The following is a 25802-nucleotide window of genomic DNA, read 5'->3' on the forward strand; positions in this document are numbered from 1 at the left end:
TCCCCGAACTTCAGATGGGAGCGCCCGACCATGTTGCGAGTCCTGGCCGCCGGAGGCCGGCTACTGCGGGCCCTGGCCGCCCTGGCGACCCTCGTCGGGTTCCTCGTCGGCGTACCGTGGCTACTCGTCCAGGTCATCGGCTGGCCCCTGGCCTGGATCGGCTGGCCCCGGCCAAGCATCCTGCCCAGCCTCGCCGACCTGACCACCGCGCTCACGACCTCCTGGTACGACGACAAGATCCTTGCCCTGCTCGCCACGCTCGGGTGGCTCCTGTGGGCGCTGTTCTGCCGCGACGTGCTCGTCGAGGTCATCGACACGTCAGCCGTGGCTGCTGCCGCCCGCAGCGGGCATCGCCGCCCTCCGACCGCCGGGCGCGGCCCGATTCGGTGGGTCGCCGCCGTCCTCGTCGGCGCGGTCCTGCTGGACACGATGCGCGGCCTCGCGGGGACCGCGAGTGCCGCCGCTGCCGATGCCGCCGCCCGCCGACCCGCCGTCGCGGTCGCCCCGGCCGCCGTCGTGACCACACACGCCCAAACCGTGCCCACCCAGACCGCGCCCCGGCCCGCGTCGGCCGCAACCACGATCCCGGTCGTCACCATCGCCCACACCAGCGGCACGCCCGATGCCACACCCGCGTGGGCCAGCAACGCACCCGGCGGGGTGCACCACGTCACCGCCGGGGACAACCTGTGGAACATCGCCAAAACACACCTCGGCGACCCGCACCGCTGGCGCGAAATCTACGTCCTCAACCGGGGCCACACACAGGCCAACGGCTACGCCCTCACCGACCCCGACGAGATCCACGTCGGATGGGTCCTCGCCCTGCCCGCCCACGACCCGTCCGCCGGATCCACCGAGTCCACTGAACCGGCCCCAGGCGACACGGCGCTCACCCAACCAGCACCTAGCGGCACAATCACCGCCAGCCCGAACACACCGGCCACCCCGGCACCGAGCACTACCAGCTCCACGGCACCGCCCACGACCGCCCCGAGCTCGCCGGGTACCGCCGCGCCAACCGTGAACACCACCAACACCAGCGAGGTCACCGCACCGAGCAACAACCGGCAGACCGGGGTCACGCTCCCGTCGCAAGGCTGGATCAGCCTCGGACTCGCCACCACGATCGCCGCCGTCGCCGCGATACTGCGCCTGCACCGCCGCCGCCACGCCCGCCTCGGAAGGCCCATCCCGGTCCATACCGGACCGACCCGGCCGCCCGTCCCGGCGGAACTGGCGTTCGCCGACGCCGCCGGCCGCCGCAACCTCGAACCCGACACCGACCCGGAGCTGACCGACGAGCCGCCTCGCCCGGCGGCCCGGCCCGCGCCGCCGGTCCTCGACGTCCCGATCGGCGTCGACGCCTCCGGCGCCGAGCTGAGCCTGTTCGACCTGCCCGGACCCGGCCTGGCCCTGCACGGGCCGGGCGCCGAACCTGTCGCACGGGCCGTACTCGCCAGCACCCTCGCCACCGGCGTCTACGACCACCCAGCGCTACGGCCCGTCGTCGTCACCACCCCAGACACCCTCGCCAGGCTGCTGCCAGACGGTGCCGAACCGACCGGTCTCGACCCGCACGGCGTCACCTTCGACGGAGAGCGGCTCCTCGTCCTGGCCGACACCGACGCCGCCGTCACCCACGCCGAAGAGGAAATGATCGGCCGGCGGCGGCTGCTCGACACCATCGACGCCGACTCGATCGCCGACCTCAACGACCGCAACGACCACATCGAGCACCAGCCGCCCTACGTCCTGCTCATCCAGAGCGAGCGCCGGCACGCCGGCCGGGTCTCAGCGCTCGGAGCACACCGCACCACGCTGCACCTGCACCCGGTGATCCTCGGCGACGCCGACAGCCTGACCGCCCTCACCATCGCCGCCGACGGCACACTGCCCGGCGGCGGCCGGTTGGCGACCCTCACCGCCTCCGACCTCGCCCAGCTCCTGGCCATGATCGCCGACGCCGCCGCCCGCCCGGAACCTGGCACCGACATCGACGAGCCCGCCGAGCCCCGCGACAAGACCGCTCGCGCTGGCCATCCCGACGAGGCCGACGAGACGACCAGCACAAACGGGACGGCCTCGGCCGCGGCCCTCGAACCGCTGCCCGACCTGCCCGCCGCGAGCGGCAACACTCCGCCGCTGGTCCGGCTGACCGTCCTCGGCCCGGTCACCGTGACCACCGACGCCGGGCCAGTCACCACCGGCATGCGTAGCGGCTCGTACGCCGCCCTCGCCCTGCTCGCCGCGCACCCGCACGGGCGGACCCTGCGCCAGATCGCCGCCGACCTGCACCCCGACACCGACCCGGACGCCGCCGTCAAACGCGTCCGCACCGACATCTCCACCGCCCGCCGAGTGCTACGGACCGCGACGGACACCCCAGAGGCGAAGTTCATCGTCTACGACCCCGCCGCCAGCCAGTACCGGCTCGACGCCGACACCATCGAGGTCGACCTGTGGCGGATGCTGACCGCCATCAGCCGCGCCAACACCGCCGACAACGACGCCACCGCACTCGCGGCGCTGCGCGAAGCCGCCGACCTCTACGCCGGAGACTTCGCCGACGGCCAGGACCGCGTCTGGGTTACTGACTACGCCACCACCCACCGCCATCAGATCCTCAACGTCTACGCCCGCATCGCCGAACTCCTCGAAGCCGACCAGCCCGACGCCGCCGTCGCCGCCCTCGAAACGGCACTGCGCCACGACCCAGTCAACGAGGAGCTGTACCAGCGCATCATGCGCATCCACGGCCGCCAACACCGACCCGACGCCGTCCGGCGCGCCCTGCGCCGCCTGGAGACCCAGCTCGCCGAACTCGGCGACGCCGAACCGTCCGACGCCACCCGTCGCGTCGCCGACCGACAGCTGCGCCCCTCACCCTTGTCGATACCGGTAGGTACGCGGCCATGACCCTGCCTCGGCTGCGGCGGATACAGTGGGTGCTACGCGCCGCGCTCGTCTTCGCCCTGGTGATCAGCATGGCCGCCAACGTCCTGCACGCTGAGCACGACCCAATCGCCCAAGGCGTCGCCGCCTGGTCACCGATCGCGCTGTTCGTCGCGATCGAGGTCATGATGCGGGTACCGATCCGCAGCCGCCTCCGTGCCGGACTCCGCATCGTCGCCACCGCCGCCATCGCCGGAATCGCCGCATGGACAAGCTACTGGCACATGGTGGGCGTCGTCGGGCGCTACGAGACCGGACTCGTGCCCTACCTGCTGCCGGTCAGCGTCGACGGGCTCATCATCGTGCTATCCGTCTCGCTGTTCGACGTCGCCAGCCAGCTCCGCGAACGGCTCGACACCGCCCCCGAGACCATCACAGCAGCCGCCCCGGTGTCGACGCCCCCTGCCGAGGTGGAACACGAGACCGCGATCGTGCCGGCCGGTCCAGCCGTCACCCCGGCGATACCCATAGCGGCGTCCCTCGATGACCGCATCGAACCCGGCAACATCGAGCCGGACGGGGACAGCGAGCACGCCGTTGCCCGCCACGACGAAAACATGGACGAGGACGCGGACGAGGGTGGCGACGGGGAAGCCGATCCACGGCCGGGCACGGAGCCTGACGGAAACGGCACCGACCTCGCGGCGGATCTGGTGCCGTTGCTGCCCGCCGCCCGCGCCGCCCGCGACGAGCTGCTGCATGAAGGCTCTACCGTCAGCCGTGACGCCCTCGCCGCCCGGCTGCGCCGCAACGGCACGCCCATCCGCAACACCCGCGTCTCCGAACTGCTCGCCGCGTTAAAGGCCGAACACCCAGCCATAACCGGCGCACGGCAGAAGGCGCCGGTCTAGGCGCCAGTATCGACGTGCACCAGCCACATTTTTCCCGCTGGCCCACTCCAGTGCGCATAGATAACACGCTGCCCAGCCGCTGACCGACGCCGTCCTCGCCCGCAGTCGCGGCCTGCGCCACCTCACCGCAGCAGCTCGCCCTCACCCTGGCCGTTGGCGTAGCGCGACCGACGAGCACCACCAGAATATTCGAAACGTGCTCATCGAGACGCCCCTATAACTGTTTCGTCCGTTCCGGGCCGCGGGCCCAATTCTGCCAATGCCCCGACATGCACAAGCTGTCGGTCGGTCAGTACCTTCGCGGTTATGACCGCCACGTTCAACGGCGGCGTCAGCCTGCACGGGGTCCAGACGCCGCCAGCCGTGCCGCTCACGCACCACCATCGGCAGGACCAGCCCATCCGCTACGACCGAGCCCGCAATAACCGACCGGCACCCGAGCTGCATCCTCGCCGATTTCATGGCCTCCGGGACATAGCCGACGACCGACCCTGTCGACGAAAGTGTGCCGCTACGCCCGCTATGGACAGACGTCATGTGAAACGCCTCACGAACCAGGACGGGGCGCAGTATTAACCACCCCAAAAGGCACGTGGACGCTAGGTGCGACCTGAGACGTTGAGGTTAGATGCCCCTGCTGGTCATCGAAGAATATGTGCGGATTGAGGACGCTGATGACAGTGCCTTTGTCAATGCCGCCTAGAAAGAAGGCGTCATTGACTGTGACTCCCCACGCCTTGAGACTGGCGACAGCGCGCTGATGAGAGGGCGCGTTTCGGGCCGTGACAATGGAGACGTGCAGTCGGATCCGGTACGTTGGATCGGCAGCTCGCCTCGCTTCCTCCCGCCGCTGGATCTTGTTGACTTGCTTCAAGAAGTCATGCAGAGGGCCGGGTGGGTGCGGGGTGACCGCATTAGCCGTTTCGTGAGCATGGAAGCTATCCAGTCCCTCGGCCTGCATAACTCGCTCAGAGGCGTCATCCGCGAGAACGCCGTCGAAGTCGAATGCAATACGCAGGTCCGAGTCTTTGCCATCCTCCGTGTAGTTAGAGGGAAGAACCTGACCAGCGGGAAGGTTCCGGGCCGTCGCCTCCTGCACGTCTGTCGGATTAGCGGACAGGAAGAGTGACATGTGAAGAACGGGCATGAACTTATATGGCGACTTGCCCTGCATGAAGATGGCACGGGTGATGGGAAGCCCATGATACTCGACCGACTTCATCACCCTCAGGCCCGTGTCCGGATCATTCCGTGAAAGAATTATGACCTCAATCAGGGGGCCATCATCGTCGCCTAGGTCATTCAGTGACAGCAGTCGCCTGATAAATGGGAATGCAACACCGGGATTTAGAGGATTGTCCAGGTTTTCCTCTTGATATCTACGGTATTCCTCTTCGCCGCTTTCGCGGAAGACTTTGTCGGAGGCTGCAAGATCAAAAAGAGCGCTCGATGCAATTCCTATAACCAGTCGATCATCCAAGCTGTACGGCAACTCGCGGCCTCGAATCTTCCTGCTGCTGCATTGTTTTCTGATTAACCATTATAGACGAGATACTGCAGCGCCTTGGGGAAGCCTACTCTAGCGTTTAGCGAGGTGCGACGAGTCCGCTTGAGGCGTAGGAGCAAGCCCCGTCATTCACTCTTATGCCGCTGACCAATCGTCCGCAGCCGCCCAAATGGTCACGCTTCGTAGTATTCTTGGCCGCGTGGCTCGCCGCGTTCAGCGCACGCTTGTGATCGATGAGTGAACGGGGCGACGCATCCGCGGCGCCCGCGATCCATCGGCGGGCCGCTGAACCCAGAGACCGCCCGGTGGGAGATGGGCGGTTGTGTACCCTCACGAGGCCTCGGTTCGGATCGCCTGTGGGCGGTTGGCCTACAGTGCCCACCGGATCACGGTGATCAGTCCGAGGACAGCGAGCGTCACGACGATCAGTCCTACCAATGCTGCCAGCAGGCAGGGAAGCTCGTCGCGCCATGAACCGGGCGACTGCGGCCGCGGGCCGGCCTCGGTCCAAGCCACCGGCGCCGGGCCTTCCTGGCCGGCCTGTTCGATCAGCCGTGCCAGACGAGCGCTCGCCCTCGGGCCGAGCTTGTCTGCCGGGTCTGTATTGAACTTCAACACGAGCAGGCGCATCCAGGCGCCAGGGTGGGCCTTCTCGAAAGCGGCAATCTCCGTGTCGGTGGCGTCCTCTGTGAGGAAGCCCCAGCGGCCGGCTTCTCCCACGTTGCCCACCTGCCGGTACAGAGCCGCGCGCTCGGCACGTAGATCCAGGTCGTCGGGGTAGGCGGCCGTGAGGCTCGCCAAGCGCTGCATCGCCTGGTGGGTGTGGCCGCGCCGCAGATCGGCTGCAACCTTGGCCAGCACTTGGTCCTTCGCCACGGCGATCATTGTCGGCAGTTTCCCGCCGCACCACTAGCCGATTTCTTGACCGCTCGCGCTGCACTGCAGCGACCCTGCCAAGGTCACGAGTACGGACATGGTCGCCGGTCGTGCGCGCCGCCGGGCCGGGGCCACAACCTGGATTAGCCGAGCATGTTTGTCGCCAGATCAGGATTGCCAGCGGTCGGTGCGGTCTGCGACGGCAAAACTCGCCCCAGCGATCCCGACGCTGGCGACATCGGTCCAATCCGCTGCCGTGGTGTCGGAGGGTAGCCGTGCCGGCGGCGGAGCTGCTACCCGCCTGGCGGCGAACGCCGTGCTGGGGGCGCCGCACCCGCGCGCACACCGCCACATCGCGGCTCACCGAGTCCCGGACTTGAGGGCGGGCGAGCGGCCGCGGATACGACTACCGATGATGACGACGCACCGTTCATCACTCGGCGCGGGTAGGCCACGTTTGCGGCCATCGCTGCGGGGCCAGCCAGGGCTGTCACAGCCAACGGCCCCAACAACGCTGGTCTCAACCAGCCGACGACGGCGTAGCCACACGAACGACCTCCCGGCGGCCGTGCGGCTGAGGCATCTGGCTACCGACATCTTGATAGCCCAGATCGAGATCTGCATTGGCCCGCTGCGCGGCCGGCGACAGCCCAGCCGCGGTAGTCGAGGTGGTGTGTGCGGCGGCGGGCTGCCGTCGGGCGCTGCCTTGATCGCGTCGTGAAGGTCTGGGTGGATCGACCCGACGTGCCGACCGGGCACGTGACCGGCCGCGACCGTTAGGAGTGACGAGATGACCAACCCGGCAGGTGGTAGGCGCATGATCGAGATCGATGAGGACGTGTACGGCGTGCTCGAAAGCACCGCGACCACCCGCAACACCGACGTGAACGGCGCGCTGCGCTACCTGATCGAAGTGCCGCAGGTGCCCGCGGCCCGAACGGACGACGAGGACGAGTAAGCGGACACGGGCCCGAAGCATGAGGCGCCTCCGACTGCTCAAACAGTCGGGGCGCCTCGCGCTGTTCTACCTTTCGCCGTGCGGCGCTCGGATCACGCGATCGGGCTTGCGAACCTCGCTGGTGCCGGCGACGGCGAGGAGGCGTTGCGCGGTGCGCGTGGTGATGCCGAGTTGGGCGGCCAGCTCGACGCCGAGGCCACGGTTGTCGCGGCTCTCGGCGCGGGCTGCGTCGAGGAGTCGGAGGGCGGCGGCCAGGCGGGGGTCGTCGGCGTACGGGTGGGGTTTGCGGGGGCCGGTCGTGCTGCCGGGGGTGCGGCCGGTGGATTGCCGTCCGGTGCGGGCGTCGGCGACGGCCCATACGGTGCGCCGGTACCACCGGCGCCGTTTGCGTCCGTCGGACAGGATCTCGATCTCGTCGGGTTGGCTCAGGAGTCCGTCTGGCAGATTGCGGTACGAGCTGTAGCGCAGGATCTTCGCGGCGGTGCCGGAGCCGACGAGTTCGTTCGGGTCGCCGCTGCGGTCGATCTCGGTCAGCTCGGCCAGTTTCGCGACGCGGTGCGCGGCGTGGAACGCGGTGACCTCATCGAGCCAGAACCATTCGGTGCCTGAGGCGTCGGTGAAGCCGTCCGGGAAGCCGGTTCGGTGGCGGTGGAGGTGCCAGTGGTTGACCGTGCTCCGGGCGGCGCCGGTGTGGGCGGCGACGCCATCGCGGTCGAGGGCGACACGTCGGCCGAAGGTGCGTCGAGCCACGTCGGTCATTCTCCCTCATGCGGTCCGGACTCGAGTTGGCTCGTGGGTCGAGGCGGGCCGGTAGCATCGGGCGCACGCCAGCCCAGGGAAGAAACGGCCGCGAGTGCGCCGTGGGTGGCCTCGTGCACGGGCGAGGTGACCGGTCCGTGTTTCGCGCGCACCTTCGGGGTGCGTTCGGACCGGTCACCGCCCGCCGTCAGGAGTGGCGGCCGACAAGCCTCCAGCAGACGGCGGCCATCGTAGCGATCGGCATCGCGACGAGTTTTGCTTTGCCCACGTCGTTGGTGGCCTCGTACACGGCGAGGATGACGTTGGCGGTGCTCATGTCCAGGACCACGCCGTCGACTTTGCGCCAGTTGCCTGCGCGGGCTTCGCGGAGCGTCTCGATGATGGCCGGGGTGCCGCTGGTGGCGTCGTCGGGCATGGCCTCGATCGCGGCCAGGTCGGGGCAGTCGAGGCAGGTGACGTGGTGCGGGTCGTCGGTGAGCCGGGTCAGCGGTCCGTCGTCGGCGCCGCAGACCGCGCCGGGGCGGCGGGTGGCCTTCGTGTGCACGGGTGCCGAGCTCATGGCCGCGCTCCGTCCGCGTGGCTCTCAGTTGTCGCCGGCGTGGTGGAGGCGTCCGGGTTGAGGGTGACGCCGAGGCGGGCGCCTGCGGTGTCGAGCAGGAAGGCCAGGGTGGCGGTGATCTCGGCGCTGAGGGAGTCGTCGTGGTCGTGGGCGATGCGGCAGGCGTCACGCAGCCGGTGGCTGGCGTCGGTGACGGCCGCGACGAGTGCGGCGCGGTCGTCGTCGCGGGTGCACGCGACGACGTCAGCGGCCGGGTAGGTGCGTCTGAGGCCGTTCGGGAACCGTACCTGGTACCGCTCGGCGTACGTGCTGTATGGGGCGTAGGTGACGGCGGTGACGGTGCCGAGGCGGTACTCGACGGTGTCACGAGGGTGACGTACCCGGACGGTGTCGTGGATGTCCATGCGGTGGGGCTCCGTTCGCTGGGGGGTTGCCAGGTCAGCGGGTGGGGTGGTCGGTTTCGCCGAGTCCGTTGATCTCGAAGGCGATCACCCGGTCTGGGGTGTCGGTGGTGTCGATGTGCAGGTAGAGGTCGTTGGCGCGGCGTTGCACGCCGACGGAGACGCCGTGCACGTCGAGGACGACGTACCCGGTGGATCCGGCCGCTGCAGGCTCCGGCGGATACACCCGCACGTTGAGGTGGTGGAGCACGCCGGCGTGGTGCGGGTCGATGCGGCGAGACTCCGCGAGTCCCGGACAGGCAACCGGGCCCGGTGCGCCGGTTGCCGGGTCGGTGGCACGCCCGGCGCCTCGCCTCGCGCGAGCCGGGGCGGTGTCGTGCAGGCTTCGCAGTGGCTCACCGGTGTTGGTGACGATCCAGAAGTCCCATCCGTCGCCGGGCGTCCGTTGCTCCGCGGGTGCCGTGCTGAGGAGGGCGTCACGCGCTTGCGAGGGGTTGCCGCAGTGAGTACCCGCCCAGAATCCGGAGGTGATGCGCAGTTCGCCGCCTGCCGGGAAGAACGTCGCCTCGACGCGGGTGCCGCCGAGGTGCGTGTGGACCGCGACCGTGTCGGTCCAGGAGATGAGGTTGTCGATCAGGAGGTCGATCATCTCGCCGTGGGCGAGGCCCCAGGCGTCGGCGAGGGGTTGCAGCTTGACGAAGGTGTGGTCGTGCACGTCGATGGTCGGCATAGCAGCTCCTGTCGAATTCGGTGATCGGCGCGGCCGGGGCGGGGCCACGTTGCCCTCGCCCCGGCCCGCGTACGTGGTCAGCGGTCGGCCGGTTGTGGCGCGGCGGTGATGGCCTGCGCCCCGGCGGGCACCCGCACCGCCCTGGTCGCAGCCGCGCCCTCGGCCCGGGTCGTAGCGTGGGCCGGTGGCCGGGTGAACGGCTCGGCCGTGCCGACCCGTGGGAGCAGCTCAGCGACCTTGCCGTTGATGCGGTCGAGGCCGATCGCGGCGTAGGCGGTGAGGTGGGCGCCGAGGGCGAGGGCCTGCGCGCCGGACAGCCGGACCAGGACGGGGCGGGCGTGTCCGTCGCGGGCGCGGATCTCGACCTCGCCGGTCGGCAGCGGTTGCACGGGCAGGAACGACTCGACCTCGACCGGGTCCGGCAGCGCCGCGCCGACAGCCTCGGTCAGTGCCCGGTACTGCCCGCTGACCGTCATGTCCCAGTACTCGGCGTGCGCCCGATGCTGTGCGCGTTCGTCCTGGTCGGCGGCGTGCTCGGCCATCGCGTGGGCCACCTGTGCCTTCGCGTACGCCACGCAGAGGTCGTTCATCGCGGTGATGAGGTCGTTGCCGGTCATGGTGGTGATCTCCCTCGATGTCGGGCCGGATCGAGTCGGGGATGCAGGGTGAGGCGCCGGCACCGGCGTGGTCGGCGGGGCGGGCCGGGGCGGTGTGCTGTGGACGGGTCGGGCCGGGGACGGCCCGGACGGGCGGCGTGAGCCGGTGGGTTGCGGCGGGCGTGACGTGGCCGGGGTTGCCGGGGTGCGGCGCTCGGCGACGGTGCCGCCCGCTGGTGCCGGGGCCGGTCGGGGTGTGCCCCGGTGCCGACCCCGGTACCGGGCCACGTCAGACCGCCAGCAGGTCGAACGCGCGGGCCTTCAGGTCCGCGCCGGTACCGGACAGTGCCCGGGTCGCGCGGATCGCGTCCGAGGTCGCGGGGGCGAAGTGGTCGACGTACTCGTTGATCGCCTGGTATCCGGCCCATCGGGTGCCCTTGATCGCCTTCTGCGTGTCGGCGTCGCGGATGAGGTACCGCAGCGTGTTGGTCCGCTGTTTGGCGTTGTTGCGGGTGGTGTCCGAGGCGTCCGGCGCGACGGGCCACAGCTCGGCGACGATCTTCTCGAACTGGCCCATGGTCAGCGCCTCGTTGATCATCTTTTCGGCCTCGTCCTGGAAGGTCTCGAAGTGCTTCCACATCAGGCCCAGCGCCTCACGCGCCTCGCTGATCTTGGTGCTGACGTTCGGGGTGTGCCGGAACGTGTACGAGCTGCGGGACCGCTCCATGGCGAGGCGCTGCGTGTTGGCGCAGACGATGCGGACCGGGGTGGCGTCGAGGCGGACGCCGGAGCTGCCGTCGTGGCTCGTGTTGCACGCCAGGTAGAGGTCGATGTCGTCGACCCCGGCGATCTGCATCGCCGAGGGCAGCTTCATGGTGACGAAGACCCGCCGGCCCTCGCGCATCGAGCCGGCCGTCTCGAAGTGCGCGCCGGACTCGTCCACCAACAGGTTGAGCAGCTCCGTGACCTGCTCGTTCTGCACGGTGGTGTAGTCGTCACCGACGATGCCGAGGTACTCGGTCTCGCCCGTGACGGGGTTGGTCCGCACCGTCATGAACTTGTCGGGGCAGTCGACCTTCGTGATGCCGCCGACCTTCGTGACCTCGATGCCCTGGATGGCGATCTTGCGGACCTCCCAGCCGCCGAGCCACGCCTTCGTCATGACGTCCTCGGCGGTCATGCCCGCGTCGGTGACGGTGCCGAGCTGGTGCCACGCGGACAGCCTCGCGGAGGCGAAAGCGGTCTGACCGTTGGCGAGTGTTTCCAGTTCGTGTGCCATGGCTGGCATTCCTTCCGGTTCGGGTGCCGTTGGGTGGGGCGGCACCGCCGGGGTTCACGTCCTGGGCGGTGCCGTCACAAATAATGTTTCCTACCTCCATGGGCCGATCAAGGCAGCCGGCTGGAGTCGATCGAGGTTTCTGCGGCGAATCTGGTGTGACGGTCAGCCGTAATCGTCACTTTTCATGGATATCTGTCACCGCGCCCAGGCGATGCCCGGCGGGACTCCAGATCGTTGTATGGAAGCGGTGGCTACCAGCGACAGATGGCGGGACGGTGCCGACGACGCTTCCAACGACCGGAGTTCTGCGGTTCCCGCGGCCCGCAAAGCGCTACATGTAGCGTTGGGTCCCATGATCGTGTGGATCAATGGCACCCACGGCGCAGGCAAGACGACGACCAGTGCTCTCGTGCAGCAACTGATCCCGTATTCGCGGGTGTTCGACGCCGAGAAGGTCGGCGGGACACTCATGGACATCACGCCGGGGCTGCCCGAGACGGACAACTTCCAGCACTGGCCGCCGTGGCGGCCACTCGTAGTCGAGACCGCCCGTCGCGTACTCGACTACGTCGGCGGCACTCTGGTGATCCCCATGACCGTCCTGGTCGAGCAGTACTGGCGCGAGATCAGCACGGGCCTCGCCCGCTATGCCATCCCGGTGAGGCACTTCGTCCTGCACGCTGACCAGGACACCCTCCGCGGGCGTATCGAAGGCGAACATCCCGTGCCCTCCCCGTTCCGCCTCAAGTACCTCGAGCCCTATGCCGAGGCGGCCCGCACGTGGCTGCATGCCGAGGCCGAGGTCGTCGACACCACGCACCTCACGCCGGCCCAGGCCGCCCTGCAGATCACGGAGGCCGTCAAAAGTTGAGGCCCGTTCGTACGGGGGTTCGCTTCGATGGGCGCCCGGCTACACGGTGCCGGTGCGGTGGTGCAGGCGCCCGTCCGGGCCGTACGCGTACGCGTACGCGGTGCGGAACGGGGCCGGAAGGTACACGGTGAACCCATGCGCGGCCACGAACACCGACCGATAGGTCCGGGTGATGCCGAGGGTCCACCCGTCAGGTTTGGTGCCGTGCGCGCCGGGCGGCATGATGCCGCCGCCGGGCCGGTCGGCGCGGGCACGCCGATGGCGGGCAATCGCGATGTGCGGGCACAGCGTGAGCGCGGCGGTCATGCACTCGGGGTGGCCGGGCGGGTCGGTGTAGCGCAACAGCTCGGCCGCACGGGGTGTACCGAGGAACGCGACCCAGTACCCCATCGGTTCCCCGCACAGTGAACAGCGCCGGTCGGCGGCGAGGTCGGTGGAGGTGGTCGTGTTGATGGTGGTGAAGTCCACGGCGGAGGGCGCACCGTCCGGTCCGGGGTGCAGGTTCACCGGTGGGATCGGTAGGCCGCGCCGGGGGTCACGCGGGCGCGCGGCGAGGGCGGCCGGGAGGTCCGGCACCGTCGCCGGGTCGGGAGGGGTCACGCCGGGTCACCGCCGCTCACGTCGATGATCTCGGTTTCCGGGTGGCGGGTACGCAGCTCGGCGCGGACCTGCACCCATCGCGCCCACGTGAGCCGGTAGGTCGCCGTGTCGAGGCCGGCGAGGGTCATCACGTCGTCTTGGACGCCCGCCGCCCACTCGTTGGCGAAGGCGGCAACCATGTTGCCGCCCGCCACCACGTACACGACCTCGGGCAGCGTCGCCGGTACCGGCGGGGTCGGGCCGGTCATGGTGCCCGGGGCGTCCGGCGCCGTGGCGTCGGGTGCGGTGCGCCGGTGCTCGGCCAGCCATCCGGCGATCACGGTTGCGGGGTCACCGTCCACGGCCTCCAGGTCATACGCCTCGTCATCGAGCCAGGCGAGGTGATCGGCGACGGTCCAATCGGGGTGGATCAGCCACGATTGCCGGACGGCCTGCCAGACGGTCAGCCGGGCGGGCGCGGTGACCGGTTCGGCCGGTCCGGACCCGCCCGGTCCGGGCACGGGACACAACGGGGTGCCGTCGTGGTGGGCATACCCGGGGCGGGGCGTCCACCCGGCGAGGGGCCACTCGATCGGGGGAACGGCGCGGACCGCCTCCCCGCATTCGGGGCAGGACAACGCGCCGGGTCCGGCCGGGTGCGCGGGGTGACTTTCGGGCGGGTCGGCCGGGGCCGGGTCGGTCGTGGGCGTGCCGCTGGGGCCGGGCCGGTGGGGTGGTGTCGTGGGCATGCGGTGCCTCCGGTGGTCGGTCATGGGTTGGTCGGGGTTGGTCATCACACAGCCCCGCCGGGCCGGGCGTGGTGCCCGGCCCCGGCGTTCGGGGATCATGCGGCGATCAGCTCACCGGGGGCGTCGGCGGTCGGCGCGACGGTGGCCGTGTCCGCCGGGGCGGTGGTCACGGTGTCGCCGGTCGGCGCGCTGCCGGTCGCCGAGGCGTCGGGCGCCGCAGGGGCGGTCAGCGCCGGGACGGGCAGCAGCGTGGCGACCAGCGCGGTCGGGGCCGGGGCGTCCGGGTCCAGCTCGAACGTCACCGGCGCCTCGTTGACCAGCATGAGCACGCCGTCGTTGGCGAGGCGGTGCATCGCGTTGCCGACCGCGCCCGAGCTGCGCCCCAACTCACGGGCGACGGTGCCGGGGGTGAGCCGGTGGCCGGGGCCGAGGTCGCGCATGAACGCCTCCACCCGGTTGCGCAGCCCGTTCTTCATCAGCCGGTCGGACCCGTCGCTGTTGACGTCCGGGGCGGGGCGGCCGGTGCCCGCGCGGCGGGACGCGACGGCGGCGGAGGCGCGGCGGATACGGCGGGTGTGCCCGCATGCGGCGCAGGTGACATGCGTCGGGGCGTTGGCCGGGTCCACCGTGGCGAGGTCGGCCTCGCCCAATACCCACGTCTCGGTACCGTCGTCGGCGACGCGCCGCACGGCGGCACCGGCAACCTCCATCGCGGCGAGGATGGTGTCGGCGACCCCGACCGCGAGGCCGCTCTCGTTGATGGCGTCCACGGCGCTCACGCCGTCCGGGTGGTCACCGAGCACCCCGGCCATGAGCATGACCTTCAGGTCCGGCTTACGCGGCGCGGCGGGGGCGGGGGCTTCGTCGGCAACGGTCGGCGCGGGGATGGCCGGGTCATCGGTCGTGGGCGACTCGTCGGCACTGGGCTCGGTCGCGGTTGCGGGGGCGGCGGTGTCGTCGCTGGTGGTGTCGGCGGGCATGTCGGCCTCCTCGTTGTCGGTGGTACCGGTCGGCTCGTCGGTGGTGCTGGTGGCGGTGTCGCTGTCGGTGGTGTCGTTCGCCGTGTCGGCGGGGTGGGTGTCGGCCTCGGGCGTGGTGTCGTCGGTGGCGGGGTGCCAGACGTCGGCGGGCTTGCGGTTGCCGTTGGCGGGGCCGGGGGCGCGGGTGGCGGTGCCAGCGGCCTCCATCGCGGTGAGGGCTTTGCTGGCGGTGGAGGCGCCGATCCCGGCGGCCTCGGCGAGGTCGCGAACGGTGATCCCGTCCGGGTGCGCGGCCAGCACGTGGGCGACGGCCTCGGCGGTTGGGGTCATTGCGGCGGCGGGGGTGGTTGTGGGCATGGCGAATTACCTCCGTACGAAATGGATGGGATGGCGATTCCGCGTGAGCGTGTTGTGTCTGTTTCTGCGATGTCGCCGGGGCTGTTGTTTGCTGCCCACATCCATGGACGCTCCGTACGGGATGAATGTCAACCCGGATGTTCAAGACTCTTTTAAAAATGCGTACCGGGGCGGCGGTGCGCCTCGACACCGGTGGTGCGAACAGCGCGGTGGCGCCATTGCGGGCGCTGTAAGGGCCGTAGGCGGGCGTTCGGCGATGCCGGGCAGTTCGCTACAGGTGCGCGGGCAAAATCGCTGCAAGGGCGGCGTTCCGGCACGCCGACATGCCGCGCGCCCGACCGGTGGCCGGGCGCACGGAGAGGGGCACTGGCGGGCGGAACGACCGCCGACGTGATCGCGACATCACCGATTCACAAACGCTCGACAACCCTCATGAAGTCAAGTCCATGCATGTGGGAAGAATCACTTCAAGGGGCGGGCTTTCGGCGCCATTCGATGACGCTTCCGGGCGCCTCAATTTCGCTCTATTCAGCTCGGCACAATGCGCCGGATCGCGGCTATCTGATTGACCCATCCTGACAATTTGCTGATCTTCACGAGATCGCCGGTTTTCGGCGCCTGCACGATGAGCCCGGAGCCGATGAACATGCCGACGTGGCCGGGGTCGGTGCGGGTGCCGCCGCTACCGGGGATCAGGATCAGGTCACCGGGCCGTAGGTAGTCGGTGCCGGGTACGGCGGTGCCCGCGTGGACCTGATCGTGTGTGGTGCGCGGGATCGTGATTCCGGCCGCGCGGTACGCCTGTTGCATCAGCGAGGAACAGTCGCACTGCCGCCGGGGGTCGCCGGAGTGCGGTGCGGTGCAGTCCCCGCCGAACGTGTACGGGGTGCCCAACTGTGCCAGTGCCCACCCGATCGCGGTGACCACCGGCGGAGGTGTGCCCGCTGGGAGGGTGAACCCCGCCGGTAGTGAGTCCACCACGTCGGGCGGGAGCCCGTCGCCACCGTCGCACACGATGCCGCCGGTGTATCCGGCGACGATGGCGGCGGCGCGCGCCTCGTGTTTGGCGTAGGCGTCCGGGTAGGCCGACCGTTGCACCGCTTGTGCCGCGTCGGTGAGCGGCAGCGTTTCCCAGCGGGGCACCCGGTTGAGTCGTTCGTAGAACTTCGTCGCGGCGTAGTCGGGTTGCATGAGCTGTTCCGGGGTGCCCCAGCCCTGCGACGGGCGCTGTTGGAACAGCCCCAATGAGTCGTGGTCGTTGCGGTCACCGAGGTGTCCGAGGTTGATCAGGTCGGATTCTTGGAGGGCGGTGGCGACGGCGATCACCCACCCGCGCGGCGGCACACTCGTGCGCTGACCGACCGCGACGATCACCGAGGCGTTGCCCGCCTGCTCGGCCGTGAGCCCGGCGGGGGCCGCGCCGGGCGTGGTCACTGTGGCGCGGCATCCGGATGCGGCACCGTCCCCACCGCCGCCGAACAGCGCCACCACCGCCCCGGCCGCAGCGGCGACAATGACCACGAGCACGATGACCACCGCGCCGACCGCCCACGAGATCACGCGTCCCATGCCGCACCGTCCCCCGTGGCGCCGGGCAGGTCGGTCAGGGTGACCCGTGCCGGGTCGCCGGGTCGGCGCCACACGGCACCGGCGGGGCCACCGCGCGCGGCGGCGTAATCGTCGGCGCCGGTCGCGACGGCCACCCCGTCCGGGGCCCCAGCACGGGAAAGGTGCGCGTGGAGGTTGGCCTCCCGGGCGGTGGTCGGCAGCCAGAACAGCACGGGGTAGGCGCGGCGGGGGCCGAGGTGGGCGTAGCCGGTCAGCTTCTCCGCGACCCGCTGCAATGCCTCGGTGCCGAGATCCATCTCCAGCCAGAACGGCACCACCTGACCGCCGGTGACCCACACGCCGTGACCGTCCGGGCGCACGAGGTTGCCGGTGGCCTCTCGGCAGCGTTGCTCGTTCCACCACCGCGCCAACCGCACCCCGGCCCGATCGTGGGTGCGGGCGTGTCCGGTCAGCGCGACGAAAAACCCGTTCGTGGCGAGAAGGTGGTTCAACCTCGGGGACATGGCGAGTCGGGCCGTGGTGTCGCGGACGGCGGCCGGGCGGGGCATCGCCTCGCCCCGTCCGGCCGCGACGATGGCGGCGCCGACCGGGCCGAGGGTCCACCGCCAGGACTGCGAACCGGGCCGGTGGAACAGCCGGAACCGGTCGAGGATGTCACGGTCGTGGAGGGTGTTGAGCCGGTTGCGGGCACGACCGACGGACCCGAATGCGAGGGTGGCGAGCTGCTCGGTGGAGAACGTTTGGTGCTGGTTGAGCAGGTCAAGGAGAAGCCGGTCGCGTGGGGTGACTCTGGCGAGTTCGGCGGCGACGACGGACGCCGTGAGGCGGGAGCTGCTGGCAGCTTGACCACTGGTAGGAGTGATAGTCCTTATCAGTCGGTTCCGGTCCACCAGTCCTCCTCCCCGTCGTCGGCCAGGTCGTATGCCGTGTTCATGGGCGAGGGTTCAGGCGAGCGTTCCCGGTCGTTGGAGTCCTCGTTGGACCGCTCGTTAGAACCCTCTAGTGAGCCCGCCCCGTGAACAGCGAAGGTGTTGCGACCAACCCACCGCTCTGCACCACCGCTGCTGTCGGCGCCGGCATCGTGGTCGGCCTCAGTGCTGACCTGGCCGGTGGCGGCGTCGCCGAGCAGCCGTCGACGCTCACCGATCGGCAGTCCGGTGTGTTCCCGGGCGCGGCGGCGCAGCTCGTCGGCTCGGCCCCGGATCGGCTTGGGGGGTGCGATGGTGTCCGCGGTGACCGGTGGAGCGACTCGGCCGCCGGCCACCGGCCGGAGGACCACTTCGTAGCCGCCGAGTCGCATCAGATCCCCGTGGTCGAGGTACGGGCGGACGTGATGGGCTTGGTCGACGGCGTCTTTCGGGGCGAGCGCAAAATAGATCTTGTTTCTTGCATTGGCGTCGATCGCCTCGGCCATCTCCCCGGACAGCTGGCCCAGGTACTGATGGGCCAGGACGAAGCTCGTGTGCAGGCCGCGGGCCTCGGCGAGGGCGTCATCGATGCCGATCGGCAGGTGCAGGAAGTTGTGGCACTCGTCGAGGACCACCATCGCGTCGCGGCGGTCGGCTTCGGGGATGCGGGCGCGGGCGGCGGTGGCCTGCCACAGCCCGGCGAGGAGCAGCGACCCGATCAGGCGGGTGCCGTCCTCACCGATGACGCCTTTGGGTAGCCGGGCAAGGAGCACGCCGCCGTCGAGGACATCGGTGAACCGGAACGTCGTGGACGGCACCCCGAACAGACCGGCGGCAAGCGGGTGGGCGAGGACGAGGCGCAGCCGGGACAGCAGCGGCGCGACGAGCCCGGCGCGCTGCCCGGCGGGCAGGCCGTCGAAGCCTTCCCAGAACTCGCCGAGGGTGTTGCCTTCCCACGCGCCCAGGCTGTTGGTGACCGCCCGGACCCGTCCGGCCCGCCACTTCGCATCGGACAGCAGCCGCGGCAGCTGCGCCAGGGTCGAGCCCGGCAGGTGGGCGAGGGTGAGCAGCGCGTGGTAGCAGATGTCGGCGGTGCGGTGGCCCCACCAGCGTGCCCAGACCTTCGACATGACGGAGGTGACGTTGGCGGCCACGTCGTGCGCGGTGCCGCCGTGCACCTGCGGGTCGAGGAGGTTGATGGCCGGCGGCGCGGCCCGCTCGTCCGGGTCAACGATGACGAGCCGGTCCCCGCACGCAGCGGGCAACACGTCGAGGAGATCTCGGATGAGGTCCCCTTTGGCCGGGTCGAACGCGGCGACGCCACGCCCAGCCTCGACGTCGTCGAGGATCATCCGCAGCAGCAGCGACGTCTTGCCGGTGCCGGTCGGCCCGCAGACGTGCACATGGTGACGGCAGTCTTCGAGCGAGATCCCGACTCGGACGGCGGGGCCGGCGTTGGCGACGCCGATCACCTTCCCGGCGAGGCCGCGCCGCTGCGCCGGCGGGACGAGGTTGAGCCGCCGCTGCTCGCGGCCGGGCGGCGGGACGGAGCTCGCGGCGTTGCGGGCGGCCGTCACTGCGCGCTCCACACGACCGGCGGGTTCGTCTCGCCGGGGTCGGCTGGCCCCGTCTCGGGGTCGGGTGCCGGGCGGCGGCGCGGCCGGGATGCGGCTGGGGCCGGTCCGGCGGTGAACACTTCGCGGCTGGCCGGGCGGCGTCGGGATGCGGCGGCAGGCAGGCCGTGTGCGGAGGGTTCGGCGGGTAGCCCGGCCAGGGCGGCGGTCTCCTCGACCGAGGCGAGGGTCATCCGCGACGCGGGGACCCACCGCCACGTTGCGATGGCGCGGGCTCGGCGTAGCCGGCGGCGGGTGAAGTGCGCCGAGAGCAGCCCGAACCCGGAGGTGATGTCGGCCGCGGCGGCCCTCGCTGCCGCGATGGTCGGCCCGGTCGTGGTGGCGTGCACCGCGACGAGCAGGTGCGGGGCGGCGGCCAGCTTGCCTCGCGCTTGCCGGGCCAGCTCGTTCAGGTAGGGATCGGATCGGCTCGCCTGGTGCCCGCGGCCACTCGGTCCAGGCGTGACCACGTTGAGGACGCCGATGATCAGCGCCCGGAGTCCGTCCGCGAGCAGCCCGATCGTCCGGGAGGCGCCGGTGCGGCGGCGGGCACGGTCGGGGTGGGTGGTGGCGCGGCGTAGCCCGGCGACCCGGCGGGCGGGGGCACGGGTGACGTGGACCTGTAGCAGTCCTCCGCCGGTGCGCCCAGCGGCGGCGAGCCCGTCGTAGACGGCCCGGAGCCGGTCCTCCTCCGGCGGCGCCCCGGTCTCCCACCGCTGCCCTCGACCCGGGGTGGGGTCGTCGACGAGCGGTAGCCACTCCGGTTGCGTCGGCTGCACCGCGACCGCGACGACCGGCACGCCAGGGGCGAAGCCGGGAGCGCTGGTTTGTTCGGCTCGGGCGCCGGGCCAGGCGCGTTGCAGCAGCCGGAGGATCGCGGTCGGGTTGACGCCGGGCGGCACCCACAACCCGCAGCGCATGCTGCGCGGGGTGGCGTGGACCTCCCAGATGAGCCGGGGCGGGCGCCACACCCACCCGCTCGAGGCGGGCAGCGCGGTGGCGAGGAGCCGCCACAGGCCCACCGTCGCGGCGGGCGTGGCCGACACAGGCGGGACGATCTCCAGCCAACGGGCGCGGGCGGCGTGGCGGCGCCACACCCGCCGCCGCCACCACGCCCAGCCGAGCCGGGCCGCGATCAGCAGCACGAGACCGGCGAGCAGTTCGGGCCAGTACGCGCGGACGAACAGCGACACGGTGGCCGGGGCGTCGTCGGCCCAGGTGCCGCACATCAGGTGCCCGAGCCCCGAGCCGGGGACGCCGTCGTGTCCGGGGACACAGGTCGACGGCGGCGGCGCCGCGGGCGGCGGGGTCGGCACGGTCGGGGTCGGGGACGATGGGGTGAGCAGGGTCAGGGCGAGACGCATGGGGAACTCCAGCGGGGTCGGCTGAGGCTCGTCAGCGGCGGCCGGCTGCCGGGCCGGTGACGATGAGGTTGTGTTCGACGTCGGACGCGAGGCTGTGAAAGGCAACCCTGCTGTTCCCGCAGGCCAGGAGCGCATCTCCACGTGCCGCGGACAGCAGGAACGCCCGCTCCCCGTCGGTCAGGTCGAACGCCTCGGTGACGGCGTCGATCGCCTGCGCCGCCTGCCGGAGCAGCACCTGCGTGGCCGCATTGGAGACCACAGCGCGGCCGATCTCGGTGCCGAGCACGTCGGCGGCGTCCTGGGTGACGACGGTCAACCCGGCCCCGTATTTCCGCGCGGACTTGGCCAGGCGGAACAGGAATTTCGCGCCGAGCCCGGCGCGCAGCATCAGCCACGCCTCATCGACTAGGACCATCCGCCGCACGTCCGGCGAGGCCGCGTTGGCGACCTTCCGCCAGATCGCATCGAGGGTGAGCAGCGTGCCGACCGGCTTCAGCTCGTCGGGCAGATCCTTGATCGCGTACACCACCAGGTGCCCCTCCGGCGCGGTGGTCGTCGGGCCGTCGAACAGCCCGGCGAACGACCCGGCCACGTACGGATGCAACCGGACGGCGAGGGTCCGCCCGGCCTCGCCGATCTCGGTCAGCGCCTGGGCGACGTCGGCGAGCAGCGGCGCGGGACGCCGCCAGGTACGCGGGTCGGTGGTGATGCCCTTCGCCCGGTACGCCGCCAGGACCGCCGCGTCGAGAACCGGCACTTCAACGGGGTCGAGGGCGGCGGTTGTGTTGTCGCCCGCGGTGAGGACCGCGACGAACGTCTGCATGAACAGCGTCCGCCGGAACAGTGCGTCCTCGCCGTCCGCGGCGGACAGGTCGAGGGGGTTGATCCGCACGCCGGGGGCGCCGGGCCGGATGATCGTCCCGCCGACCGCTTCGGCGAGCCGGATGTACTCGTCCTCGGGGTCGATGACGAACGCCTCGACCCCCAGGTAGAGGTTGCGCAGCAGATCGAGCTTGGCCAGGTAGGACTTGCCCTCCCCGGAGCGGGCGAGGATGACCGCGTTGAAGTTCGACTGCGCCCACCGGTCCCAGACCACCACCCCGGCCGAGGCCAGGTTCAGGCCGTAGAGCACACCCATGCCGGTGTCCCCGACCGTCATCGGCAGATCCGGGCTGGTGAACGGAAAACTCGCGGCGAGAGCGTCGGTGTCGAAGACCCGGCGCATGCTGAGCGCGTCGAACGCGAGGGGCAGGCTGGTGATCCAGCCCTGCAGCTGCCGCCACGTCACCGGGGCGACGTCGAGCAGCAGCGACGACGCCAGGCCGCGGACCTCAGCCACCCGGTCGGCGAGATCTTCCGCGCTGAAGCCGTGGACGGTCAGGTACAGGCCGAGCCGGAACAGCCGGGCCTCGCCCCGGGCGACCCGGGCGGCGAGGTCGGCGGCGTCCGCCGCGGCGGCGTCCAGCTCCGGGTCGTCGAGGCGGCCCTTGCCGGCGTCGGACCGCCGCGACGATTCGAGTCGGCCACGCTGCTTGCGCAGCCGCTCGGACGCCACGACCGGCGCCACGGGCTCGATGTGCAGGGCGACGTCGACCCGGCCCGGGTAGGACAGGATCGGCTCAAGCCACCCGGCGCCGACCTCGGCCGGGTAACCGACCATGGCCAGGGTCGCGGAGTAGTCGTCACCGACGCGGACCGACCGTCCGCCGACCTCCACGGCGTCCGGACTGCCCGGCAGCATGCCGGGGCTCCCGGCCGCCGTGCTCGCCGAACGGCGGCGACGAGACAGGGTCAACAGGTTCATGCGAGGTCACCGTCTTCCAGGTCCGCCGGCGGCTCGGCCGCCAGCTCTGAGGGCTCGGCCGCCGGGCCGGGGCTGGCGGCGGCCGGGTCGAGGCAGGCGGCGAGCGCCGCCTGGGTGTCGTAGCCGTCCAGGACGGTCGCGGCGACCTCACACCCCGCCAGGGCCCGCACCGCCTCCCGCGCCTGGTGGGCCGTGTGGGCCGGGCCTCGCCGACCCCGCACGGCGACGGTCACCTCCCGGCGCAGCAGCTCACGTTGACTGGCGAGGTCATCGAGGAACGCGACGTGCGAACGGGCCGCGTCCTCCAGGGCCGGATGCGGCAGCCCGGGAGCGCGGTGCTCGATCCGGTCGGCCACGTGGGTCAAGTCGACGCGCTGCGCCCGCACGAGGATCTGCGTCGGCCCGGCAAGGCTGTTCAACCAGCGGGCGAACCCGGCCACGAGCCCGTTCTGCTCGCCGGGCGAGCGCAGCCCGAACGCCACCGTGGACGCGGCGACCAGGGCGGTGGTGCCGTCCGGGCCGAGGTCGATCAGCCCTTCCGTGGTGATGCCCTTCGCGGGCAGCCGCAGCGGTGCCGGGAGCTGCAGCTTGTCGCCGGGTCCAGCGGTGGTGGCCACCCAGGGCGGGGCGGCGCGGATCCGCTCGTCGGCCGGGACGAGCCGGTGCGGGGCGCGGCGGTGCCGGATCGCCGCGAGGAGCCAGCCGTCGAGGCTGACCCCATCACGGCGGCCGACCGCGAGGAAGAACGCCGCCCCACCGACGGGGATCGACCCAGCAATGAAGTACAGCGGGTTGACGACCGTGGCGAGGGCGGTCCACACCGCGTAGAGGATCAGCGCGGTGACGGCCAGGATGACGACCTGGCGCAGAGTCAGACCGAACACGATCCGGTCAGCCCGTTCCACGTCGGCGGGCACTCGCGCCCGCATCGGCTCGTCAGGGGTACGACGGGACATCGGTATTCACTCCTGTCGGGGACGGCGACGGGCCGGGCGGGCGGGCTCCGGGGCCTCAGGCGCGGCCGGGTCGGGGACGGGACGGGGGGACGGGGACGGCACCGGCGGGGACGGCCGGGCGGTCGGGGACGGGACGGCCGGGGACGGGACGGCCGGGGGCACCGGCGGGGACGGACGGGCCGGCGCCCGGCTCGTGCCGGTCGGTTGGGACGCCCGCGGGGCTCGCTTCGCCGCTGTCGGACGCGGCCGAGGCGGTGGCGCCGGTGCAGCCGAGAACGCCGGCGTGACCGGCGCCGGGGGCCGCTTCGGCGCGATCTGCGACTTCGGCGCCGCCGAGAACGCCACCGCCGACGCCCTGGTGGAGGCCGGTGCCGACCCGGACGCCGCCATGTTCGACACCGATGCGCTCGACGCCGATGTGCTCGGCGCGTGGCTGAACGGCGCCACGCTCGGCGGCGGCGCCGCGGACGGTGCCGAGGCCGTCGCCGGTGGCGTGCCGGGTGCCGCCGAGAAGACGGCGGGCGGGGTGGCGCTGGCTGGGGCGGGGCCTGGTGTGGCAGGCGGGGTGGCGTTGCTGAACGCCGGGGCGACCGTCGTCCCGGCGGGCTGTGCCAGGGGCGTGTGGGTCACCGGGGCGTGGCTGAACGCGGCCGGTCCGGCGGGGGCCGGGGACGGCCGGGACGGTCCCCGGCGGGCCGGGGCGGGACGGGGCGTCCGCCCGGGGCCGCTGGGGCGGGGACGGGGCGCCGCCATGGCCCCTCGCCGGGCGGCCGTCCCCGCCGCCTTGGCGCCGCCGAGGATGCCAGCCGCCGCGCCGAGGGTCTTGACCGTCAGAATGGTGGAGACGATCTGCCCAAGCAGGCCGCGGCCTTTCGACTGGCCGAGCGGGCCGAGGACGAACTGCTTCGTCCAGCCGGGCAGCTTGATCTGGACCCACAGCATCGTGAGACACACCAGGATGCCGAGCCAGCTACTCCCGCTGGCGGGGACCCCGAGCCAGGGCACGATATCGGTACCGTTCGGGGTCAGGAACACCCGCACCGTGGCCAACATGACCACCGCCTGCGCGACCTGCATGCCGAGGCAGGCGCCGAACGCCCGCCACCACGTATAAGCCAGGCCCTCCGTCTGCGGGGTGGCGTGGCAGACCAGCGCGAGCGGTGACACGCCGATCAGCAGGATCATGGCGGCCACGCGCAGGATGAAGGTCAGCACGACGATGATCGCCATGACGAGGGCGGCGAGGACCAGCAGCGACACCATGATGTTGCTGCCGCTCTGGACGTTCTGCATGGCCTGCTGGATCGCGGTAGCCGCGGCCGGGCCGTCGACGCCTTGACCGGCGATCGCGGCGGTCAGCGCGTTGACCGCCTTCATGACCTGGGCGATCAGGACGAGGGACATGTTCGCGCCGACACCGCCGATCGCCAGGCGGGGCAGGATCTGCTTCAAGCCGTGGCGGGTCTGGAGGGTCTCGTGGGATGTCACGACGAACCCGCCGAGGACCACGAACAGCACGAACACCGCGTTTGCGATCACCAGGCATGTCGTCCAGATCGCCTTGACCTGCGCGTTGTTCGTCAGGTCCGGGGTGGACAGCACCGTCTCGCCGAGGGTCTGCATGACCGGCGCCATGCCGGTGCGCACCATCCAGTCGAAGAAGTCGTTGATCGCCCTGCGGATCTGGCCCGGGATGTCGTACCAGGCCGGATCGTCGTCGGTCGTGGTCGCGGGCGGGGTGCTCAGGCCGCCGCCGGGCGTCGGGTTCGGGTTCGGTGTCGGCGTGGGGTTGGGGTTCGGGTTGCCGGTCGGCGGCGGCCCGATCGGCGATGGCGTCGGATTTGGGTTGGCCGTCGGGTTCGGGTTCTGACCGGGCAGGACCAGGGTTCCGCTCGGGCTCGGGCAGCTCCCCGTGTCCGGGATGCCGGGCGGTGGGGAGATGGTCTGGCCGGGGCCGGGCATCGGTGACGGGTCGGCCATCGCCGGGCCGGTCGACGCCAGCGCGATTCCTGCGGCCAGACCGGCGACGAGCAGCAGCGCGAGGGCCGGCCGGGCGAGGCGGAACGTGCCCCGCCCGGCGTGCGTCGGGATGGGTGCCATGGCTAGGCCACCCACTGCCCGACGATGGTCACGAACAGCGGAGCCAGCAGCGCCAGGGCGTAGCCGATGGCGGCGGACTTCATGGCGAGCTTGCCCTTTTCCGTCTCGCCCGGGTCGCCGTTCGCGGCCAGGTACCGCAGGCCGCCGATGGTGAGGAACAGCGTGGCGACGGCTACGAGGATGCCGACGAGCCACAGCCGGATGTTGTTGACGACCGCCTGGATCGAGTCCGCGGCCAGCAGCACCGGCGACCCCGCCTCGGCGGCGGCGACGGCGGTGTCGCCGAGCACCGTCGCGAAGGCCAGCACACCGGCCAGGACGATGAGGACCGTGACCAGGCGGGTGGCCTGGTAGAGCACCCAGGCCGAGGGGTGCATCCGTGGCCGGCGCGGGCGCCGGGAGGGCTTGCGCCCCAGCGGGCGCACTCCGTTGGGCGTGGTGGTCATGGGATTGGGCACCTCCGGGCGCAGGCCGCGACCGG

Annotated in this window: 23 protein-coding genes; 4 read left to right on the forward strand and 19 right to left on the reverse strand. The window is 71.4% G+C overall.

The genetic code is table 11. From position 1 onward, the window contains the following. Positions 1 to 30: 30 nt before the first annotated feature. Both AB0367_RS26900 and AB0367_RS26905 read left to right on the forward strand, forming a co-directional pair. The gene (locus AB0367_RS26900) at positions 31 to 2919 is read left to right on the forward strand and encodes a BTAD domain-containing putative transcriptional regulator (RefSeq protein ID WP_366229205.1); all 2889 of its coding nucleotides are present in this window, start codon (positions 31 to 33) and stop codon (positions 2917 to 2919) included. Beyond that, the gene (locus AB0367_RS26905; protein WP_366229207.1) at positions 2916 to 3806 is read left to right on the forward strand and encodes a hypothetical protein; all 891 of its coding nucleotides are present in this window, start codon (positions 2916 to 2918) and stop codon (positions 3804 to 3806) included. Before AB0367_RS26900 ends, AB0367_RS26905 begins: the two co-directional genes overlap by 4 nt. A gap of 547 nt (positions 3807 to 4353) precedes the next feature. On the opposite strand, the gene AB0367_RS26910 is transcribed toward AB0367_RS26905, so the two are convergent. Both AB0367_RS26910 and AB0367_RS26915 read right to left on the reverse strand, forming a co-directional pair. After that, positions 4354 to 5286: a 5'-nucleotidase gene (locus tag AB0367_RS26910; protein ID WP_366229208.1), complete on the reverse strand. Its 933-nt coding sequence runs from the start codon at positions 5284 to 5286 to the stop codon at positions 4354 to 4356. Between the two features lie 396 nt (positions 5287 to 5682). Further along, complete coding sequence (locus AB0367_RS26915; RefSeq protein WP_366229209.1) at positions 5683 to 6198, reverse strand: DUF6584 family protein; 516 nt, start codon at positions 6196 to 6198, stop codon at positions 5683 to 5685. Positions 6199 to 7006: 808 nt separating this feature from the next. On the opposite strand from AB0367_RS26915, the gene AB0367_RS26920 reads away from it, so the two are divergent. Then, entirely contained in the window at positions 7007 to 7147 is a 141-nt protein-coding gene (locus AB0367_RS26920; RefSeq protein WP_366229210.1) for a hypothetical protein, read from the forward strand. A 66-nt stretch (positions 7148 to 7213) separates the two neighbouring features. On the opposite strand, the gene AB0367_RS26925 is transcribed toward AB0367_RS26920, so the two are convergent. From AB0367_RS26925 to AB0367_RS26950, 6 genes are all read right to left on the reverse strand, one after another. Next, on the reverse strand, positions 7214 to 7906 hold the full coding sequence (locus tag AB0367_RS26925; RefSeq protein WP_366229211.1) for a hypothetical protein: 693 nt from the start codon (positions 7904 to 7906) through the stop codon (positions 7214 to 7216). 187 nt (positions 7907 to 8093) lie between these two features. Continuing rightward, on the reverse strand, positions 8094 to 8465 hold the full coding sequence (locus AB0367_RS26930; protein WP_366229213.1) for a hypothetical protein: 372 nt from the start codon (positions 8463 to 8465) through the stop codon (positions 8094 to 8096). Then, the gene (locus AB0367_RS26935; RefSeq protein ID WP_366229214.1) at positions 8462 to 8869 is read right to left on the reverse strand and encodes a hypothetical protein; all 408 of its coding nucleotides are present in this window, start codon (positions 8867 to 8869) and stop codon (positions 8462 to 8464) included. Before AB0367_RS26935 ends, AB0367_RS26930 begins: the two co-directional genes overlap by 4 nt. A gap of 34 nt (positions 8870 to 8903) precedes the next feature. Further along, entirely contained in the window at positions 8904 to 9596 is a 693-nt protein-coding gene (locus tag AB0367_RS26940; RefSeq protein WP_366229215.1) for a hypothetical protein, read from the reverse strand. 77 nt (positions 9597 to 9673) lie between these two features. After that, positions 9674 to 10213 carry a hypothetical protein gene (locus AB0367_RS26945; RefSeq protein ID WP_366229216.1) on the reverse strand — a complete coding sequence of 180 codons (540 nt, stop codon included), beginning with the start codon at positions 10211 to 10213 and terminating at the stop codon, positions 9674 to 9676. Positions 10214 to 10481: 268 nt separating this feature from the next. Next, positions 10482 to 11471 carry a DUF932 domain-containing protein gene (locus AB0367_RS26950; protein ID WP_366229217.1) on the reverse strand — a complete coding sequence of 330 codons (990 nt, stop codon included), beginning with the start codon at positions 11469 to 11471 and terminating at the stop codon, positions 10482 to 10484. Positions 11472 to 11823: 352 nt separating this feature from the next. On the opposite strand from AB0367_RS26950, the gene AB0367_RS26955 reads away from it, so the two are divergent. Next, positions 11824 to 12342 (forward strand): ATP-binding protein, encoded by a 519-nt coding sequence (locus AB0367_RS26955; RefSeq protein ID WP_366229218.1) that lies wholly within the window; start codon positions 11824 to 11826, stop codon positions 12340 to 12342. A 39-nt stretch (positions 12343 to 12381) separates the two neighbouring features. Here AB0367_RS26955 and AB0367_RS26960 read toward each other — a convergent pair whose 3' ends face one another. The 11 genes from AB0367_RS26960 to AB0367_RS27010 form a co-directional block, all read right to left on the reverse strand. Further along, on the reverse strand, positions 12382 to 12942 hold the full coding sequence (locus AB0367_RS26960) for a hypothetical protein (RefSeq protein ID WP_366229219.1): 561 nt from the start codon (positions 12940 to 12942) through the stop codon (positions 12382 to 12384). Continuing rightward, complete coding sequence (locus AB0367_RS26965) at positions 12939 to 13670, reverse strand: hypothetical protein (protein ID WP_366229220.1); 732 nt, start codon at positions 13668 to 13670, stop codon at positions 12939 to 12941. Before AB0367_RS26965 ends, AB0367_RS26960 begins: the two co-directional genes overlap by 4 nt. Before the next feature lie 95 nt (positions 13671 to 13765). Beyond that, a complete protein-coding gene (locus AB0367_RS26970; protein WP_366229221.1) occupies positions 13766 to 15007 on the reverse strand; it encodes a MarR family transcriptional regulator in 1242 nt (413 codons plus the stop codon). A 528-nt stretch (positions 15008 to 15535) separates the two neighbouring features. Further along, on the reverse strand, positions 15536 to 16576 hold the full coding sequence (locus AB0367_RS26975; RefSeq protein ID WP_366229222.1) for an NlpC/P60 family protein: 1041 nt from the start codon (positions 16574 to 16576) through the stop codon (positions 15536 to 15538). Continuing rightward, positions 16564 to 17439 carry a replication-relaxation family protein gene (locus AB0367_RS26980; protein ID WP_366229300.1) on the reverse strand — a complete coding sequence of 292 codons (876 nt, stop codon included), beginning with the start codon at positions 17437 to 17439 and terminating at the stop codon, positions 16564 to 16566. Before AB0367_RS26980 ends, AB0367_RS26975 begins: the two co-directional genes overlap by 13 nt. Before the next feature lie 8 nt (positions 17440 to 17447). Beyond that, the gene (locus AB0367_RS26985) at positions 17448 to 19061 is read right to left on the reverse strand and encodes a type IV secretory system conjugative DNA transfer family protein (RefSeq protein ID WP_366229223.1); all 1614 of its coding nucleotides are present in this window, start codon (positions 19059 to 19061) and stop codon (positions 17448 to 17450) included. Next, positions 19058 to 20461, reverse strand: coding sequence for a hypothetical protein (locus AB0367_RS26990; RefSeq protein ID WP_366229224.1), 1404 nt, complete (start codon positions 20459 to 20461; stop codon positions 19058 to 19060). Before AB0367_RS26990 ends, AB0367_RS26985 begins: the two co-directional genes overlap by 4 nt. Positions 20462 to 20492: 31 nt before the next feature. Next, positions 20493 to 22265, reverse strand: a complete 1773-nt coding sequence (locus AB0367_RS26995; RefSeq protein WP_366229225.1) for a DUF87 domain-containing protein — start codon at positions 22263 to 22265, stop codon at positions 20493 to 20495. After that, positions 22262 to 23221 (reverse strand): PrgI family protein, encoded by a 960-nt coding sequence (locus tag AB0367_RS27000; RefSeq protein ID WP_366229226.1) that lies wholly within the window; start codon positions 23219 to 23221, stop codon positions 22262 to 22264. The genes AB0367_RS26995 and AB0367_RS27000 overlap by 4 nt, the downstream gene beginning before the upstream one ends. A 6-nt stretch (positions 23222 to 23227) precedes the next feature. Next, complete coding sequence (locus AB0367_RS27005; protein ID WP_366229227.1) at positions 23228 to 25321, reverse strand: hypothetical protein; 2094 nt, start codon at positions 25319 to 25321, stop codon at positions 23228 to 23230. 2 nt (positions 25322 to 25323) lie between these two features. Next, positions 25324 to 25698: a pilin gene (locus AB0367_RS27010; protein WP_366229301.1), complete on the reverse strand. Its 375-nt coding sequence runs from the start codon at positions 25696 to 25698 to the stop codon at positions 25324 to 25326. Positions 25699 to 25802: the final 104 nt, after the last annotated feature.

This window comes from Dactylosporangium sp. NPDC051484 (assembly GCF_040689395.1).
Classification (GTDB): Bacteria; Actinomycetota; Actinomycetes; order Mycobacteriales; family Micromonosporaceae; genus Dactylosporangium.

Bases quoted from the DNA above. Each gene is read 5' to 3' on its own strand.
- AB0367_RS26930 (WP_366229213.1), bottom strand. From the start codon at position 8,465: ATGAGCTCGGCACCCGTGCACACGAAGGCCACCCGCCGCCCCGGCGCG.
- AB0367_RS26935 (WP_366229214.1), bottom strand. From the start codon at position 8,869: ATGGACATCCACGACACCGTCCGGGTACGTCACCCTCGTGACACCGTC.
- AB0367_RS26990 (WP_366229224.1), bottom strand. From the start codon at position 20,461: ATGCGTCTCGCCCTGACCCTGCTCACCCCATCGTCCCCGACCCCGACC.
- AB0367_RS26955 (WP_366229218.1), top strand. From the start codon at position 11,824: ATGATCGTGTGGATCAATGGCACCCACGGCGCAGGCAAGACGACGACC.
- AB0367_RS26925 (WP_366229211.1), bottom strand. From the start codon at position 7,906: ATGACCGACGTGGCTCGACGCACCTTCGGCCGACGTGTCGCCCTCGAC.
- AB0367_RS26970 (WP_366229221.1), bottom strand. From the start codon at position 15,007: ATGCCCACAACCACCCCCGCCGCCGCAATGACCCCAACCGCCGAGGCC.
- AB0367_RS26900 (WP_366229205.1), top strand. From the start codon at position 31: ATGTTGCGAGTCCTGGCCGCCGGAGGCCGGCTACTGCGGGCCCTGGCC.
- AB0367_RS26905 (WP_366229207.1), top strand. From the start codon at position 2,916: ATGACCCTGCCTCGGCTGCGGCGGATACAGTGGGTGCTACGCGCCGCG.
- AB0367_RS26920 (WP_366229210.1), top strand. From the start codon at position 7,007: ATGATCGAGATCGATGAGGACGTGTACGGCGTGCTCGAAAGCACCGCG.
- AB0367_RS26945 (WP_366229216.1), bottom strand. From the start codon at position 10,213: ATGACCGGCAACGACCTCATCACCGCGATGAACGACCTCTGCGTGGCG.
- AB0367_RS26940 (WP_366229215.1), bottom strand. From the start codon at position 9,596: ATGCCGACCATCGACGTGCACGACCACACCTTCGTCAAGCTGCAACCC.
- AB0367_RS26950 (WP_366229217.1), bottom strand. From the start codon at position 11,471: ATGGCACACGAACTGGAAACACTCGCCAACGGTCAGACCGCTTTCGCC.
- AB0367_RS27005 (WP_366229227.1), bottom strand. From the start codon at position 25,321: ATGGCACCCATCCCGACGCACGCCGGGCGGGGCACGTTCCGCCTCGCC.
- AB0367_RS26975 (WP_366229222.1), bottom strand. From the start codon at position 16,576: ATGGGACGCGTGATCTCGTGGGCGGTCGGCGCGGTGGTCATCGTGCTC.
- AB0367_RS26995 (WP_366229225.1), bottom strand. From the start codon at position 22,265: ATGAACCTGTTGACCCTGTCTCGTCGCCGCCGTTCGGCGAGCACGGCG.
- AB0367_RS27010 (WP_366229301.1), bottom strand. From the start codon at position 25,698: ATGCACCCCTCGGCCTGGGTGCTCTACCAGGCCACCCGCCTGGTCACG.
- AB0367_RS27000 (WP_366229226.1), bottom strand. From the start codon at position 23,221: ATGTCCCGTCGTACCCCTGACGAGCCGATGCGGGCGCGAGTGCCCGCC.
- AB0367_RS26965 (WP_366229220.1), bottom strand. From the start codon at position 13,670: ATGCCCACGACACCACCCCACCGGCCCGGCCCCAGCGGCACGCCCACG.
- AB0367_RS26915 (WP_366229209.1), bottom strand. From the start codon at position 6,198: ATGATCGCCGTGGCGAAGGACCAAGTGCTGGCCAAGGTTGCAGCCGAT.